Genomic DNA, 16,143 nt, shown 5'->3' on the forward strand with positions numbered 1-16,143 from the left:
ACACGTACGGTGATGTACGCGACAGTACGTACGGCTCACGCGAATCCACGACTTATGCGCGGCTGGATCATCCCGATTGGTGGCAAGCTGCTCACCCCGACCATTCTCGACCGTTTCGTGGCGTTGAGCGGTGGCGCGGCGGCACGTATCGCCATCATTCCAACAGCGTCGTCCGAACCGGACATGGGCGCGTTCTATGAACGCGTGTTTCAGCGCCACGGCGTGCAGCAGGCCAAGGCCCTCAATTTTGAGCGACGTAGCGACTGCGATGATGGCGACTGGCTCGAATGGCTTGGCTCCGCGACGGGAGTGTTCATCACCGGCGGCAATCAACTGAAGCTTTCAACCACCCTTGGGGGTACTCCGGTTGGCCATTTGCTGCGAGAGCGGCACGCGGCGGGCATGCACATCGCCGGCACCAGCGCCGGCGCCGCGTATCTCAGCGAGCATATGATCGCATACGGTGCCGAGGGCAGTTCGCCGCGCGCCGGTATGGTCACCATGTGCGCCGGCTTGGGACTCACCAACCGCGTGATCATCGATCAGCATTTCCGTCAGCGCGATCGACTGGGGCGCCTGCTCACCGCGCTGGCCTACAATCCGTTTGCCTTCGGCCTTGGCGTCGATGAAGACACCGCTGCGTTCATCGCGCCCGACGAGACGATTGACGTCATGGGCGCCGGCTCGATCACGATCATCGATCCGACCCAAGTGTCGTTCTCGTCGATCGCCGAGGCTGAACCCGGCGAGGCCGTTACCCTGCTCGGCGCCACACTGCACCTGCTTGCGGCCGGTGCGAGCTTCAATCTCCGTTCTCGGTTGGCAGTCGCGACCGCGTCGGCAACATCACCGCACGACGCGCTAAACGCCGCGCTGGGCGACTCCCTCGTCACGGCCGAATAGCAGACCATGAAGATTCTCGAACGCTCCACGTATGTGGGGCCGAGCCACTACGCGCATTTTCCCGTCATCCGGCTCGTCCTCGATCTCGGAGCGCTCGAAGAGTGGCCCACCAAGCGACTCGGCGGCGCGTTCGTTCAGTCGCTGTTGGGTGCCCTGCCGGGTTTGCACGAGCATGGCTGTTCGTACGGCGTGGCCGGTGGATTCGTGCGTCGCATGACAGAAGACGACGGCACCTGGCTAGGCCATGTCCTCGAGCACGTGGCCATCGAACTGCAGAACGTGGCCGGTGTGAAGGTCACCTTCGGCAAGACGCGAGAAACGGCGCACCCCGGCGTGTACGATGTGGTGTTCGAGTACGAGCAGGCCGATGTCGGGCACGAGGCGGCCGACGTGGCCCTCGACCTGTTGCATCATCTGCTACCCGACGCGTTGCGTCCGCGCGGCACCGATCCGAGTTTCGATCTTGCGGCGCGCCGCGATACCTTCATTCGTTACGCGCAGCGTCGGGCATTGGGGCCGAGTACCGCGAGCATCGTGCACGCCGCGGAAGCGCGCGGCATCCCGTGGATTCGTCTGAACGAGCAGAGTCTCATTCAGCTGGGTTACGGCTGCTACCAGCAGCGCATTCAGGCCACGATTACCGGTCGGACGTCGCACATTGCGGTCGACCTTGCGGGCGACAAGGAAGAGACGAATCGCATTCTCGCCAACCTCGGTCTGCCGGTGCCGAAGCAGCGTCTGGTGCAGACGGCCGAGAAGGCGATCAGCGCCGCCAAGACGATCGGGTATCCCGTGGTCACAAAACCATACAACGGTAATCACGGACGCGGGGTGTCGATCGCCCTTGTCACGCCCGAGCAGGTGGTCGCCGGCTTTCAGCGCGCGCAGGAGATATCGCGCAGCGTGATAGTCGAGAGTTACATCACCGGGCATGATCACCGCATGCTCGTGATCAACGGCGAGCTGGTGGCGGTCAGCAAGCGCGAGCCCGGCAAGGTTACGGGTGACGGCGTGCACAGCATCGAACAGCTCGTCGCCATTGTGAACAGTGATCCCCGCCGCGGTATCGGTCACGAAAAAGTTCTCACGCAGCTTGAGCTCGACGAGCCGGCCATCGATTTGTTGACCAAGCGAGGCTACAGCGCGACCACGGTGCCGCCGGCGGGTGAAGATGTGTACCTGCGCCTCACCGCGAACTTGTCCACCGGTGGCACCGCCACCGACATGACCGATGTGGTGCATCCCGACAACGCCGAGATGGCGGTGCGCGCCATCAAGGCGATCGGCCTCGACGTGGGCGGCGTGGACTTCCTCACGCCCGACATCACGGAGTCGTACAAGGACATCGGTGGCGCCGTGTGCGAAGTGAACGCGGCGCCCGGCTTCCGCATGCATATGGCGCCCAGTGAAGGACGCCCCCGCGACGTGGCCGGTAAGGTCATCGACATGCTCTTCCCCGATCGGGCGCCGAGTACGATTCCGATCGCGGCGATTACCGGCACGAACGGCAAGACGACCACGTCACGACTACTGGCCCATATTCACAAGCTCGCGGGCAAGCGGGTCGGACTCACGACCACCGATGGGGTCTACATCGACGGCCAGCGCACGGTCGAAGGCGACATGACCGGCCCCACATCGGCGCGCATCGTGCTCAGCGATCCGGCGGTGCAGGTGGCGGTGCTCGAAACGGCCCGCGGCGGTCTGTTGCGTGCCGGTATGGCGATGCGGCACGTCGACGTGGGCGCGGTCCTCAACATTCAGCCCGATCACCTGGGGCAGAAGGGTATCGAAACGCTCGCGCAGCTGGCCGAAGTGAAGCGCACCGTGGTGGAGATCGCGACCGATACCGCGGTGCTGAACGCCGATGATCCGAACACGCTCCGGATGGCGGCGTACACGAAGGCCAAGCACGTGTGCTACGTGACGATGGACCCCGCGCACGATCTGGTGCGCGAACACATCCGCGCCGGTGGCCGGGCCATCGCACTGGAAGCCGGCGTGAACGGACAGATGATCACGATCTACGATCATGGTGCGCACATCCCGCTGCTCTGGACTCACCTCATTCCTGCCACACTCGAGGGGCGCGCCACGTTCAACGTGCAGAACGCCATGTTTGCCGCGGCGATGGCATTTTCAATGGGTGTACGGCTCGAGGATATCCGTCACGGCCTGCGAACGTTCGACACCACGTTCTTCCAGGCGCCCGGCCGGCTCAACGTGTACGACGAGCATCCCTTCAAGGTGCTTTTCGACTACGGCCACAACGCGCATGCCATCGCAGCGCTGTGCGATCTCGTGAATCGGATGAAGCCGGTGGGACGACGCATCTGCGTGCTCTCGGCCCCCGGTGACCGGCGCAACGAGGACATCGCAGCCATCGGGACGGTCGCTGCTGCGGGTGGCTTCGATCATTACATCGTGCGTCGTGACGATTCGCCGCGCGGCCGTGGCCCCGACGAGGTGCCGAGCATGCTCCGCGACGCCTTGTTGTCGCACGGCATCGCGGCGGATGGTGTCACGATGATCATCGACGAGCAGGAGGCGATCGACGCGGCGCTGCGCATGGCGCGCGCCGGTGACCTCGTGCTCGTGTTCGCCGATGCGCTCGCCCGCGGATGGAAGCAGATCGTGAACTTCAGCCCGGAGGCCGAACAGCGCATCATTCCGCCGCCACGCGCTGCGCGTGCAGTACCGCGGGCTGAGGTGTCGGAAGATTCGCCAGCCGACGATGTGGCGCCGGCGCGTTCGACGGCCGCACCCGCGACAACGGTAGCGCCACCGGCCAAGTGGAACAGCGTCACGGACGACGTCGTGCTCGTGCGCGACGAACGCGGCGTGATGCTCGTGCCTGAGGCTAGCGATTGACCGACACGCCGGTCGACGAACCGGAGTATCCGTCGCCGAGCATCAGCGACTGTCGACGGCTGCAGGGACCGAACCGGTATGGTCCCACACCGGGAGCCGTTGTCACCGTGCTCGTGGTCGATGCCGAAGCGCGTTGTGCCGTCGATCATTGGCCCTACGCGGCGCGTCGACTGACGCAGGCGCTCGGCTGGGAGCGAATCGAATTCGTGGCCCGTCACAGTATCCGCGACGCCACCTGCTATCTCTCGGCACCGATGGACGGACTGATGACGGCCACCGCCGTCGCGGAGATGGCGTGGGTGGAGTCGGAAGCCTACGTGAACCAGCGCGAAGTGCCTGATGCGGCGCCAACGCTGGCGGCACAGTACGCTGAAGAATGTGTACGTCATCCGCACGTGCGCGAGCTGGCGGCCGGTGCGCACACGCGCGGCCTGGCGTTCAGTATCGACGATGAAGCGGTGAGTGTCGGCAGCGGGCGCGGTGTCCTCACCTGGGCCCACGGTGAGGCACCATCGTCGTCGTCGGTCGCTTGGGCGGCCGTCAGCGATATCCCACTAATCATGGTCACCGGCAGCAACGGCAAGACCACGACCACACGGCTCGTGGCCGCCATGTGGCGTGCGGCGGGGGCGACCACCGGCTGGAGTTGCAGCGACGGCGTGTTTGTGGAGTCCGATCTCGAAAAGCGCACGCTGGGCATCGGTGATTACACCGGACCTGGTGGCGCGCGACTCGTGATGCGTGACGCCGATGTGCAGGTGGGTGTCCTCGAGACGGCGCGTGGTGGCATGCTGCGCCGCGGGCTCGGCACGACCACCGCCACGGTGGCGGTCATCACCAACATCTCGGCCGATCATTTCGGTGAGTATGGCGTGCACACGCTCGAGGATCTCGCCGAGGTCAAGGCGATCGTCACCCGCGCACTCGGGCCGGAGGCGCGGCTGGTGCTCAATGCCGACGATCCCACCGTCGTCGCGCTCGGTGCGCGACTCGCGGCGGGGCATGCGCTGCCGATTGCATGGTTCAGCATGAACGCCGACACTGCACTGGTGGCCGAAGGCATCGACGCGCACGGCGACGGTGCGGTGCTGCACGACGGTCACTTGATGCTGTGTCGCGAGGGCGTGTGGGGCGACGTCGGTCGCGTGAGCGAGATGCCCGTGACCGCCGATGGCGCGGCGCGCCACAACGTGGAGAATGCGTTGGCTGCGGCACTAACGGCGAGCTGCTCCGGCGTGTCGCTGTCGGCGGTGCAGGTGGCACTTCGTCGCTTCGGTTCGGCTTGGCACGACAACGCGGGGCGTCTCGAGCGCTACGCGTTCGGCGGCATCACCGTGTTCGTCGATTACGCGCATAATCCGGAAGGCATTCGAGCGCTGTGTGCGACGGCCGCCTCGGTCCCAGGCACGCGACGCGGGCTGGTGCTCGGAAACGCCGGCGATCGCGACAATGATCAGCTGCGTGCGCTGGCGCAGGCGGCGTGGAGCGTCGCGCCGTTCGACCGGGTGATCGTGAAGGAGATGGTGTCGCTGTTGCGTGGCCGTCCCGAGGGGGAGTTGCCGGCGCTGCTCGTGGATGAGCTTCGACGCTGTGGCGCCCCAGCGGATCGCGTGTCAATCGCGCCGAGCGAGTTCGAGGCCGTGTGTGAGATGCTCAGCTGGGCGCAGAAGGGCGATGTATTGGTCCTTCCCACCCACGCGGAACGTGGGCGGGTCTCCAGCTATCTCGATCAGCTGCGCGTTGGCGGATGGCGTGCGGGCGACGCGCTGCCGGCGGCTCCCGTTTTCGCGTAGCCACGACGCGCTACTTGACCGTGATCATCTTGACCATGCCCTTCTCCGTGTGCGCACGGCCATCGCGGGCAGGGATGAGACACGCGAGAATGTACCGACCCGGCTTCATGCGCACCGTGAGAAACGTTTCCTGGTTCGGCGCGATCGGACCGGTTTGGCCCAGCGTCGGCATCCACGGCGGAATGATGCCCTTGCTGTGGTACATATCGAGGAACTCACGCAGCGTGTGATTGGCTGGGAGCTCGAGAAGGGCAAGGGCGTGCAGGTCGGCGCCGGCGTTCGAGAGGTTAAAAGCGACGACACCGGCGGGCACTTGATCGGGCGCTGAGAAGTTGTAATCGACGCTGTTCACCGCTACGTAGGTGACCCGATTCGGGTTTGGCGCCGTCCGGGCCGCGGAGGGGACGGCTTTGGGGGGTATGGCCTGCGCCAAGGCGCTGTGTGCTGACGGCAGCGACAGCACGAGCGCGGCGAGTGGGCAGAGCGACTGAGCAAAACGCATCAGGACCTCCGAGGCATTGGGGTGCTTCAAGAATCAGCAACCGGTACACCTAGATGCTGCAGCGCACAGGGCCGGACGTCAATGACGTTTGGCCTCTGCTAACGGCGGCTCGGCTCGGTCGGGACGCGCTTCGTCTCTTCGAAGCCGTATAAGAGTCGCGTTTCAGATACCAGAAAGCTGACGCCCCACGGGCCTTCGGTCAGCAACGTTTCGCCCGTTTCCTTGCTGACGTACCAGACTTCCGGTTTGGCCCCGGTCTCGAGTATCACGCGCCAGGTGGCATAACGGCCGCTCAGCGTCTGGACGTCGCGAGAGCCCGCGACACGCAGGTTGAGATAGTCGGGTTCGCCCATGGCAAAGGCGCGGTCGTCGCCAGAGAGGACGCCAACGGTGCGCTTCCAGTTCGCGTGCAGACGGGTGGCGCGGAGCAACAGCCGCATGGATTCCTCGGTCGGCACGAATGGCACAGCGGCATCGAGATGCTTCGAGCCCCCGCCCCGAAACGGCATCAGTCGCCTGCCGTTTTGCCGTGTCATGCCGCGCGGTGCGATCAGGGAATCGGTTTCGATCAACATGCTGTCGGTGAACGTCTGACGCATGCGGAGGAAGCCCGCATGACGCGCCCGACGGATCGGACGCAAGTCGTTTCGCCGGAGCCAGACCGTGTCGTGCTCCGCGTTGCGTTCGCTGTTTTCGGCAAGCCCCGTCGAGGTTTGCGTAACGGTGACCAGACGCCATGCACCCTGCTTCTCCAACTCCACGGGGGCGAGCTCGACGCTGTATGTCGTGTACGGCAGCAATTCGTGCATGGTATTGCCCACGCTGCGCAGATAGCTGCGGCGACCCGGCTTCAGGCGGCCCTCATCGAGGGCGAAAAGTCCGGGATAGGGTGCATTGCGCGCGGCGGCGCCGGGCGATTGTGCGAATGTCACCCGAGGCCACGGCGACAGTTGCTCGGCGAGGCTCTCGCGCGGCGACGCCGTCGCGGTCGTGCGGGTTAACGAGTCGAGCAGCGCGGAGTCGACCATCGCCGACGCCGTGGCCTGCAACGATCCATTCGCGGCCTGGCGCGGCCAGAGCGCCATCACCGCCGCCACAAGCGAGGCGGCGACCGCGAGGCCGATCATCCACACCCGACCGGCAAGTTGCTCCACGGTGAGAGCATCGATCGACGATGACCGTGCCGCGGGAGCAATCGGTACCGTGGCGGCATCACCATTGGGAAGCATGACGCGCATGCCGTCGGCGCGGCTGGCGTGAACCCGATCCAGCAGCGCGCCAGAGGGCACGACATCGGTAGCCTGACGAACGAGCGTGGCCAAATCGTGATCGTCCGTGAAGAGCGCTCGGCGGTTCATACGAAAGCCTCCAGCAATCGGCGAAGCTGCTGCACCGCGCGGTGCAATCGGACTTCAGAGGTGTTGGTGGAAATCTCCAGCAGCCCAGCGATCTCCGCGTGCGAATAGCCCTCGATCACCCGGAGCACGAAGACGTGCCGCAACGGTGGAGTGAGCGTCGCCAGTGCCTGCAGCACCTTCTCCTGGAGCACCGGATCGCCATCCGGCGTGCTCGTGGCGGGCTCTGCAATGTCCACGAGTGACACGTCGCCGCGCTGCCGAACCTGTCGCTGGCGCATCAGCGCCACGCGGGTAGTCACGCGAGCAATCCACGCGCCGAACTGCCCGCGCTCGTCGTAGCGCACCAGTGCCTCGGGAAGCCCAACGAACACATCGTGGACGATGTCCTCCGCGTCCTGCCGAGAGGCCGTGAGCCGGAGCGCCAGCGCCATCAGCATCGGCGCGTGCGCCCGGTAGCACGATGCCAACGCGTCCGGGTCACCGGCGCGAATCGCGGACAACGAGTTCAGCGTCGCCGGTCGCGAAACGTCGGGGTCGGGGAGCGAGGAGGAGACGGAAGGCGTCATGAGTACTGGATCAATGCCCGGCGTGCGGGGAAGCTTACATTCGGGATAGGAAGCGCGCTCCACGTGAAGTAGGGAGACCCTCGACGCTTCGCCACCTATCAGCAAGCAAACAACCGAGCGCTACATCGCGATCTTCTTGCCCTCGAGCTTCTTCTTCTGCTCGCGCAGATGCTCCTCGAGCTTGAGGCGCGGAATACCTTTGGCCAGCCACTCCGGCGCCTTCTCACCCTTGAGATAGCTGTCCCAGTATTCCATGAGTCGCAGGTCGTAATCCTTGCGGTTCTTGAGCTGCGCCAGGCCATGATTCTCGCCCACGTACTCCAGCAGGATCACGTCCTTGTCGAGCTGACGCAGCGTGTTGTAAAACGTGATGCCCTGATTGAAATCGACCGCGCCGTCTTTGTCATCGTGCAAGATGATGAGCGGCGTCTTCACCTTGTCGGCGAAACGGTTCGGCGAGTTGCGCTCGTAGGCGTCCTTGTTGTCCAGGAAGTTGCCTTTGAAGCGGCCCTGCGAACTCTGAAAGATTCCCTGATTCGTGCTGCCCGAGTTCCAGTACACCGAGCTGTACATGCTCACCATGTCGGTGAGCGGCGCACCGGCCACGGCACTCTTGAAGATGTTGGTCTGACCGATCAGGAACGCCGTCTGGTAGCCGCCCCACGAGTGCCCATGCAGACCTACGTTGGCCGAGTCTACGATGCCCGTTTTGACCGCGGCCTTCACCGCCGGCACCACACTCCACACCGCACTCATGCCCGGATCGTTGATCTTGTACACGATGTCCGGCAGGAACACCGCGTAGCCGCGCGAATTGTGTACGCCGATCAACGCATTCGGTGAGCTCGAGAAGTTCGGCGAGTAGAAGCTGTTGAGCGCGTCCGACTGCAACTCGTAGATGAACACCAGCGTGGGATACTGCTTGCCTGCTTCGTATCCCGCAGGAAGATAGAGCGCGCCCTGTAACGAGTCGCCCTTTTCCGTTACGTAGTTCACGAGCCGCGAACCGGCCGACCACGCCGCGCCGTTCAGGTTCGGGTTGGCATCGGACAAGCGCACGGAGTCCGCGATCGCACCGTTGCCGAAGGACACGCGCCAGTAGTCGGGGAAGCGCGTCGAGGTCTGGATCGATGACACCCACACCTCGGCGTCGCGCGCCTTCATCGGCGCATGCCGCGCATCGCGCCAACCAGTGATCGCTACCGCGCCAGCCTTGGCCGGATCGATGCGCACGATCGCTTCCTTCTTGGTGAGCGCCTGCATCGCCGCCATGTACACCGGCTTCGACAAGTCGATGTTGCGCTCGCGCGGATCGGTGTTGATCACGCGCGTGTATCGCGTGCGCGTGGTGCGGCCGTTGCCAGTGAGATTCGCCCAGCTCTTGCCCGCCATCCCGATGCGCCACACGTCGTAGTTGTCGCTGATCAGCGCAAAGCGCCCGTCCTTGCTCCATCCCACGATGTTCGTGCTCGGCCGGTCCACATTGTGATCGTCTTCGGTGTCGATGAACGACACCGGCGCGCCAACCGTCACGTTGGCGAATGCCTTGGTGGCTACATCGTACGCGTGGAAGTTGCCGTCGTCCCAGAAGAGCACCGACTTGCCGTCGGGCGACAGCGTAGACGTACCGCGCAGTTCCTTCTTTACCAGCGTGCGCGTTCCGGTACGGGCGTCGATGAGGTACAAGTCGCGTCGCGGTACGCCGTCGTAGCTGCTCTGACGCTCGTACGCCTGATTGTCGGTGCCGAGCACGTAGCGGTCGCGCGCGCCGAGCGTGCCCGTGCGTACCACGTCATCGGTGAGCTGCACGACTCTCTGCGTGGCGGGCAGGTACGTGGCCAAGAACGAGAAGCTCTTGTCGGCAGTTTCCTGCACGATCTGCATGGATTGCAGACGGGCATCTTTGCTGTGCCACAGAATGAGCGACGGACGATCGTCGTCTTCAAGCTGTTCGCTCTTCGGCACCGGCGGCGTGGCTACACGTAAGCCGATCGCGAGTCCGTCCATCTGCTCGAGCCAACGCGGCGTGCGTTCCGGGCTCACTTCCATGCCCGCGGGGAGAGCGGCGGTCGCGCCGGTTCCCACCGCGATCATCTGCTGCGTGGGCGAGCCCACGCGCGCCACGGCGGCCGCGGTCCACGTGGTGTCAGTGGTCGCACTGTCGATCGTGCCCTTGAGATAGGCAACGGCGGGGAAGCTGTCGGTCCAAGCGAGGCGACGGTACAGCGCCTTGCCGGCGTCGATCGACTTCACGGTGCCGCTGGCAAGATCGCGGAGCTGCACGCCGTTGCCGAGCTGATCGCGGGCATCGATGGTGTAGCTGAGCCAACGGCCTTTGTCGTCGAAGGCAAAGTCGCCGACGTTACCCACGTTGAAGCTCGTGTTTGTGCCCAGCTCGAGCAGCAGTAGGTCGGTGCCTTCCACTCGCGCGGCGCCGCCGCCGATCGGATTGCCGCCCATGCCCGGTGCGCCGGGGCCGGGCAGGCCGCCGCCAGCACCACCACCACCGCCGCTGCCACCGGCGGCGGCTTCCGGCGCATAGGCCTGCAACGCGACCCACGTCGGCGACTCGCCACCGAATGAGAAGCGACGGATCTTGTCGAACTCGCGCGCGTCGCCCGTGGCGAGATTCACGAGGCGGAGCTTCGATTGCACGGTGCGACGTTCGCGACGCATGCGCTTCTGGTCGGCCGCCTTGGGATACACCAGCATGGCGGCCCACTTGCCATCGCCGGAGAGTTGCAGCGAAGGGTTGCCGCCACCGCCGGGCCCACCCGCCGCCGCCGGCACTTCGCCGACGGGGAAGCGCTGTTCCTTGCCGCCCGACGTGGTCTGCCGGATCACCACCTCGGCGTCGCCTTCATTGGGCGCCACGGTGTAAGCGAACCAGGCTCCGTCGTTGGAGAGCGTGGTGCCGCGGATGGACTTCCAGGCCGAAATGTCGGTCGGGGTGATGGCGCGCCGGGCGCCGGCATTGCCACTGGTTTGCTGAGCGAACACCACGGCGGGGGCGGCGAGCAAAAGCGCACCGATCGCGAGGGGCCGCCTAGGGAATGCGAACATAAGAACTCCGAGTGTGAGAGGACGGAGGGGAAGCTACGGCCGCCGAAGGAGAGCGCCACCGCGATCGCGCGGCCGAGTCTCCTTTTCAATATTTCTTGGCTTTTAGATGTACTAGTACAATTAGTACACAATGCTGAGTCAGGCGCTCAAATGAAATCCCACTACGGCGCACCACGTGGTGACGGAGTTGGTGCGGCTTGAAGAACAAGATGTGGCGCAGGCGGTGGCGTCGCGGTGACGTCGGAGTGATTTGAATGACGACTGCACACCGCGATTCCGGCGCACGCTTGTCGCCCGCGGTTGTGAAGACCATGGTCATCTGAGCCAAGCGCCGCCACCGACCGTCACCGCTTTGCAACGGACTGTTACAGCCCCGGAAGGTCGCTCGTCATTTCCCAGACGAACGACCTTTCTCTTTATCAGAATATTTGAAGATGTCCCGTTCACGAGTGCTCCTGGCGCTCGCGGCGAGCATCATGGCCGGCGCCGATGTCGAGCCTGTGCACGCGCAGTCGCTGCCAGCAAACATCCCAACTCCGGCCCAAGCACAGGACCTGGTGCAGAACCGCCCTGAACTGGTGGCGCAACTGCGGCAGCGTATTCAGGCCTCCGGTCTCTCCGCCGATCAACTTCGCGCGCGCCTTCGCGCCGCCGGCTATCCCGAGTCGTTGCTGGAGCAGGTCATGGGAGGCGCCGCGCCCGGCGCCTCCACTCCTCCGGCCGATTCGCTGATCAGCGCCGTTCGAGCCCTCGGCATCGTCGACTCCGACGACGCCGTGGCGCTACGTCGGGCCGCCCTCGGCGGCACTCGGAACGAAGTGGCGAACGTGGCAGCGGCGAACGCTGTCAACAGCTCTGGCACGACTACCGACGGACGTCAGCTCAGCACCAGCTACGCCGCCGATGGCTCCACGCTGTTCGGATACGCGCTGTTCTCACAGCCCACGACGGTGTTCGATGCGAACGCTGGTGGACCGGTGGACGCCTCGTACAAGCTGGGCGCCGGCGATCAGCTGGTGCTCATTCTCAGCGGTGATGTCGAAGCGGCTTATACCCTCGATGTCACGCGCGAAGGCTTCGTGGTGATTCCCGTCGTCGGTACGGTGCCGGTGGCAAACCTCACCCTCGGCGATCTCGACGTCTTGCTGCGTGCACGGCTGCAGCGCGTGTACTCGGGGGTCGGCAGTAGCACGCGCTTTTCGGTGAGCGTGGCGCGGCTGCGCAGCAATCAGGTGTTCGTGGTCGGTGATGTGCAGCAGCCGGGCAGCTATCGCATTTCCAGCGCCGGAACCGCCCTTACGGCCCTCTACGCGGCCGGTGGGCCGAGCGAGCGGGGCTCTTTGCGGCAGGTGGAGATTCGTCGCCGTGGCAAGTCGTCGCAGCGCTTCGACGTGTACGAGTATCTGCTGCGCGGTGATGCCAGCGGTGACGTTCGCCTGGAAAACGGTGATGTGCTTTTCGTGCCCACACATGGGGCGCGCGTACGCGTGAGCGGTGGAGTGCTACGACCAGCCACGTACGAGTTGCGCCCGAACGAATCGCTCGACGAGCTCGTCGCCACCGCCGGTGGATTCACTGACGATGCGTCGCGTCGGCGCATTCGTATTCAGCGTATCGTCCCGCCGGCACAACGCACGGCCGAGGGCAGCGATCGTATCGTGCTCGACGTGAGCGTGCCGGACGCCGCCAAGGGAATGGCGGTTGTGCGCATCCCCATTGAAGCCGGCGATGTCGTGGAAGTGCCGCGCGTCTCGAATCGCGTACGTGGTCGTGTGACGGTCACCGGCAACGTCTGGCAGCCGGGCTCGCAGGGCATCGAGAAGGCCAGCACCCTCAGTGACGCCATTCGTCAGTCCGGTGGACTCAAGTCTGACACCTATCTCGGACGCGTGATCATCTCCCGCCTGCGGGCCGACTCCACCCGCGAACAGATTCGAGCCACGCTACGCAGTGACGGGACCACCACGACGCCAGTGGCGCTGCAGGAAGACGACGAGATCTCCGTGTTTTCACTGACGGAGTTCCGCGCGCCGCGGTACGTGGCGCTGAGCGGCGCGGTACGCAATCCGGGGCAGTACCCGTATCGCGAGGGCATTACGATGCGCGACCTGATGCTGCAGGCCGGTGGCTTGTTGCCGAGTGCGTCGTTGAAAGAAGCAGAGATCGCGCGACTGCCGGACACGCGGGAGCCGGGCCAACTGGCGATCACGTTCCGCGTGCCCCTCGACTCGTCGTACGTGATTGACTCGCGGGCGGCCGCGACGCCCAACGGCGACACGCGTCTCTCGCCCTATGACAACGTGCTCGTGCTTCGCCAGCCGGACTGGCAGATGCAGTCCACCGTGACACTCACCGGCGAAGTGCAGTTTCCCGGCACCTACGCGCTGACCTCGAAGACGGAGCGACTCTCCGACGTGCTCGCCCGCGCCGGAGGGCTCACCACCTCCGCATACTCTGCTGGCGTGGCCTTCTTCCGCGGCCAGAATGCCGTGGGTCGCGTGGGGGTGGATCTCCCGAGTGTGCTGCGCAATCCCAAGGATCGCGACAACTTACTCCTGATCGACGGCGACTCCGTGCACGTGCCACGTTACAACGCGCTCGTGTCGGTATCCGGGGCCGTCAATTCGGCGGTGGCCATTCCCTACGAGCCGGGCGCGTCACTGGCCCACTACATCCGCGCCGCCGGTGGCACGACACGCAATGCCGATGCGAAGCGGGCGTATGTCGTGCAAGCCAACGGGAAAGTGGAGACGAACCATCGGTATTTGTTGCTGATCGCGACGCAGCCGACCCCCCGTCCAGGGAGTCGGATCATCGTGCCGTCGCGCGATCCGACCGACAAGCGCGATGTGATGCAGTTCTTGGGCACGGTGACCCAGGTCCTCGGCAGCTTGGTAACGCTTGCCGTGGTACTGAGCCGCACCAACTAGGGACGGGAGCCGCCGTGGTCGGACTGGTACGATCCGCCCGCTCAAGACTGGCATCCCCAATCCCGATATTGAAAGGGGGATGCAGTGGATTGAGTGGGCGGAGTCGTGCCCGTGACGGGGCCATGTCGGCTCCAGGAGACGTCGCGACGCCGCGATGATGTATTCGCCGCAGAGAGTAACTTCTATGACGTCCAGCTCCGCTCTTCCGACGCCGGCACAATCGCTGGAGGCCGGGTCATCCACTGAGTGCCGCAAGGCGCCGTGGCTGACGCACAATCAATTGTTCGTACTCGACGTCACGTTGCTGACGGCGGTCTGGGGCATTGCTTGGTCGTTGCGCTTCGAAGGATTGGAGTGGCTCGACTCGAGCTGGCGCGACGCGGCGAGCTATCACCTGATGCTCGCGGTGCCGATGTGGCTCGGCATCATGGCCGCCTTTCGCTTGTATCGCCGGGCCTGGAGCATGGCCTCGGTCGAGGAGCTGAAGGCGATGATGGCCGCCGTGCTGGTGGCGGCGATCGCCAACGTCACGCTGGGAGTCTTCCTGCTGCCGGTGCTCGGGTTGTCAGCCACGCGACTGCCACTGTCGGTAATTTCGTCGCATACGATGTGGAGCATCGTCGCCCTCACACTGCCGCGCCTCTTGGCGCGCGTGTGGATCGTGCACCGCCGTCAGCGTCGTGACCGGACCATTCAGGCGCCGGTGCTCATTCTCGGAGCCGGTGCGTCGGGACGGCTCACGGCGCGCGAAATGCTCGAGAATCCGGCCATGGGCCTGCGCCCGATCGGATATCTCGACGACGATGTCTCGAAGCACGACCTGCAGGTGGGCGGTCTCTCCGTGCTCGGTTCGGTGCACGAGCTCGAAGATCGTATCCGCGCGTATGGCGTGCGTCACGTGATCATTACGATGTCGAGCGCATCGGGTGCAAAGATCCGCGAAATCGTGCGCATTTGCACCGCCGCCGGTGTGGCGATTCGGACGATGCCACAGATCGGCGAGATCCTCTCCGGGCGCATTGGCGTAAATCAGTTGCGCCCGGTGGAGATTCAGGACCTGCTGCGTCGCGAACCGGTGCAGACCGACCTTGGTGCGGTGCGGCGTATTGTGGAAGGTCAGACCGTGCTCGTTACCGGGGCCGGTGGATCGATCGGAAGCGAGTTGTGCCGCCAGATCGCGCGCAATGCGCCGGCGCACCTGTTGCTGCTGGGACACGGCGAAAACTCGATCTTCGACATCCAGCAGGAGCTGCGCGCGCACTTCCCGTCGGTACCACTCACGTGCCTCATCACCGACATCCGCGACGAAACGCGGCTGGACGCGATTTTCAATCAGTACCGCCCGAACACCGTGTTCCATGCCGCGGCGCACAAACATGTGCCGCTGATGGAGGACAATCTGGCCGAAGCGATCACTAATAATGTGAAGGGCACGCGCACGCTCGTCGATGCGGCCGTGCGCCACGGCACGCCGCAGTTTGTGCTGATCTCCAGCGACAAGGCGGTGAATCCGTCCAGCATCATGGGGGCGACCAAGCGTATCGCCGAACTGCTCGTGCAGCGCGCCGCCGTCTCGACTGGCCGGAACTATGTCAGTGTGCGTTTCGGCAATGTGCTCGGAAGCCGGGGTAGCGTGGTGCCGACGTTCCTGCGGCAGATCCGTGCCGGTGGGCCGATCACGATCACGCATCCGGACATGCAGCGCTATTTCATGACGATCCCCGAGGCGGTGCAGCTGGTGCTGCAGGCCGCGGTGCTCGGCAACGGTGGCGAAGTGTTTGTGCTCGATATGGGCAAGCCGATCAAAATCGTCGACTTGGCGTCCGATCTGATTCGTCTGTCGGGGCTGCGCGTCGGCGACGATGTCGAGATCCACTTCACCGGGCTCCGGCCGGGCGAGAAGCTGTTTGAGGAGCTCTCGCGCGATGATGAAAGTTTGCAGCCCACGTCGCACCATACCATTCTCTGTTCGCGCCTCGGTATTCCTCCGGCCGGCGTACACGCCCATGTGGATGCCCTGGTGCAGTCGGCCATGCGTCGCGATGACGACACCGTGCTGCGGCAGCGCATCGCGGAGCTGGTGCCGGAGTATATCGCGCTTGGCACAACGCATCCGGTCGTACGCGAATTGACGCTCGTCGCATAAGGGCCTACCTC

9 protein-coding genes are annotated in these 16,143 nt (G+C 64.8%); 5 read left to right on the top strand and 4 right to left on the bottom strand.

The genetic code is table 11. The annotated features are described in order from the left end of the window. Positions 1–54: 54 nt before the first annotated feature. Genes ACLL97_RS08630 through ACLL97_RS08640 form a run of 3 tightly spaced genes read left to right on the top strand, consistent with a single transcriptional unit; the run spans position 55 to position 5,567 of the window. Positions 55–903: a cyanophycinase gene (locus tag ACLL97_RS08630; protein WP_411280066.1), complete on the top strand. Its 849-nt coding sequence runs from the start codon at positions 55–57 to the stop codon at positions 901–903. A gap of 6 nt (positions 904–909) precedes the next feature. Then, on the top strand, positions 910–3,774 hold the full coding sequence (gene cphA, locus ACLL97_RS08635) for a cyanophycin synthetase (protein WP_411280067.1): 2,865 nt from the start codon (positions 910–912) through the stop codon (positions 3,772–3,774). After that, positions 3,771–5,567, top strand: coding sequence for a Mur ligase family protein (locus tag ACLL97_RS08640; RefSeq protein ID WP_411280068.1), 1,797 nt, complete (start codon positions 3,771–3,773; stop codon positions 5,565–5,567). Before cphA ends, ACLL97_RS08640 begins: the two co-directional genes overlap by 4 nt. Positions 5,568–5,577: 10 nt before the next feature. Here the strand turns inward: ACLL97_RS08640 and ACLL97_RS08645 are convergent, their stop codons facing one another. The 4 genes from ACLL97_RS08645 to ACLL97_RS08660 form a co-directional block, all read right to left on the bottom strand. After that, positions 5,578–6,069 carry a hypothetical protein gene (locus ACLL97_RS08645; RefSeq protein ID WP_411280069.1) on the bottom strand — a complete coding sequence of 164 codons (492 nt, stop codon included), beginning with the start codon at positions 6,067–6,069 and terminating at the stop codon, positions 5,578–5,580. A 98-nt stretch (positions 6,070–6,167) separates the two neighbouring features. Then, the gene (locus ACLL97_RS08650; RefSeq protein WP_411280070.1) at positions 6,168–7,427 is read right to left on the bottom strand and encodes a hypothetical protein; all 1,260 of its coding nucleotides are present in this window, start codon (positions 7,425–7,427) and stop codon (positions 6,168–6,170) included. Further along, entirely contained in the window at positions 7,424–7,993 is a 570-nt protein-coding gene (locus ACLL97_RS08655; RefSeq protein ID WP_411280071.1) for an RNA polymerase sigma factor, read from the bottom strand. The genes ACLL97_RS08650 and ACLL97_RS08655 overlap by 4 nt, the downstream gene beginning before the upstream one ends. A gap of 120 nt (positions 7,994–8,113) precedes the next feature. Continuing rightward, complete coding sequence (locus ACLL97_RS08660) at positions 8,114–11,056, bottom strand: prolyl oligopeptidase family serine peptidase (protein ID WP_411280072.1); 2,943 nt, start codon at positions 11,054–11,056, stop codon at positions 8,114–8,116. Positions 11,057–11,490: 434 nt separating this feature from the next. On the opposite strand from ACLL97_RS08660, the gene ACLL97_RS08665 reads away from it, so the two are divergent. Both ACLL97_RS08665 and ACLL97_RS08670 read left to right on the top strand, forming a co-directional pair. Continuing rightward, positions 11,491–13,986 (top strand): SLBB domain-containing protein, encoded by a 2,496-nt coding sequence (locus ACLL97_RS08665; RefSeq protein ID WP_411280073.1) that lies wholly within the window; start codon positions 11,491–11,493, stop codon positions 13,984–13,986. 184 nt (positions 13,987–14,170) lie between these two features. Then, complete coding sequence (locus tag ACLL97_RS08670) at positions 14,171–16,132, top strand: polysaccharide biosynthesis protein (protein ID WP_411280074.1); 1,962 nt, start codon at positions 14,171–14,173, stop codon at positions 16,130–16,132. Positions 16,133–16,143 lie beyond the last annotated feature (11 nt).

It is taken from the genome of Gemmatimonas sp. (genome assembly GCF_046594945.1).
GTDB lineage: Bacteria > Gemmatimonadota > Gemmatimonadetes > Gemmatimonadales > Gemmatimonadaceae > Gemmatimonas.

Bases quoted from the DNA above. Each gene is read 5' to 3' on its own strand.
- ACLL97_RS08630 (WP_411280066.1), top strand. From the start codon at position 55: ATGCGCGGCTGGATCATCCCGATTGGTGGCAAGCTGCTCACCCCGACC.
- cphA (WP_411280067.1), top strand. From the start codon at position 910: ATGAAGATTCTCGAACGCTCCACGTATGTGGGGCCGAGCCACTACGCG.
- ACLL97_RS08645 (WP_411280069.1), bottom strand. From the start codon at position 6,069: ATGCGTTTTGCTCAGTCGCTCTGCCCACTCGCCGCGCTCGTGCTGTCG.
- ACLL97_RS08650 (WP_411280070.1), bottom strand. From the start codon at position 7,427: ATGAACCGCCGAGCGCTCTTCACGGACGATCACGATTTGGCCACGCTC.
- ACLL97_RS08655 (WP_411280071.1), bottom strand. From the start codon at position 7,993: ATGACGCCTTCCGTCTCCTCCTCGCTCCCCGACCCCGACGTTTCGCGA.
- ACLL97_RS08660 (WP_411280072.1), bottom strand. From the start codon at position 11,056: ATGTTCGCATTCCCTAGGCGGCCCCTCGCGATCGGTGCGCTTTTGCTC.
- ACLL97_RS08665 (WP_411280073.1), top strand. From the start codon at position 11,491: ATGTCCCGTTCACGAGTGCTCCTGGCGCTCGCGGCGAGCATCATGGCC.
- ACLL97_RS08670 (WP_411280074.1), top strand. From the start codon at position 14,171: ATGACGTCCAGCTCCGCTCTTCCGACGCCGGCACAATCGCTGGAGGCC.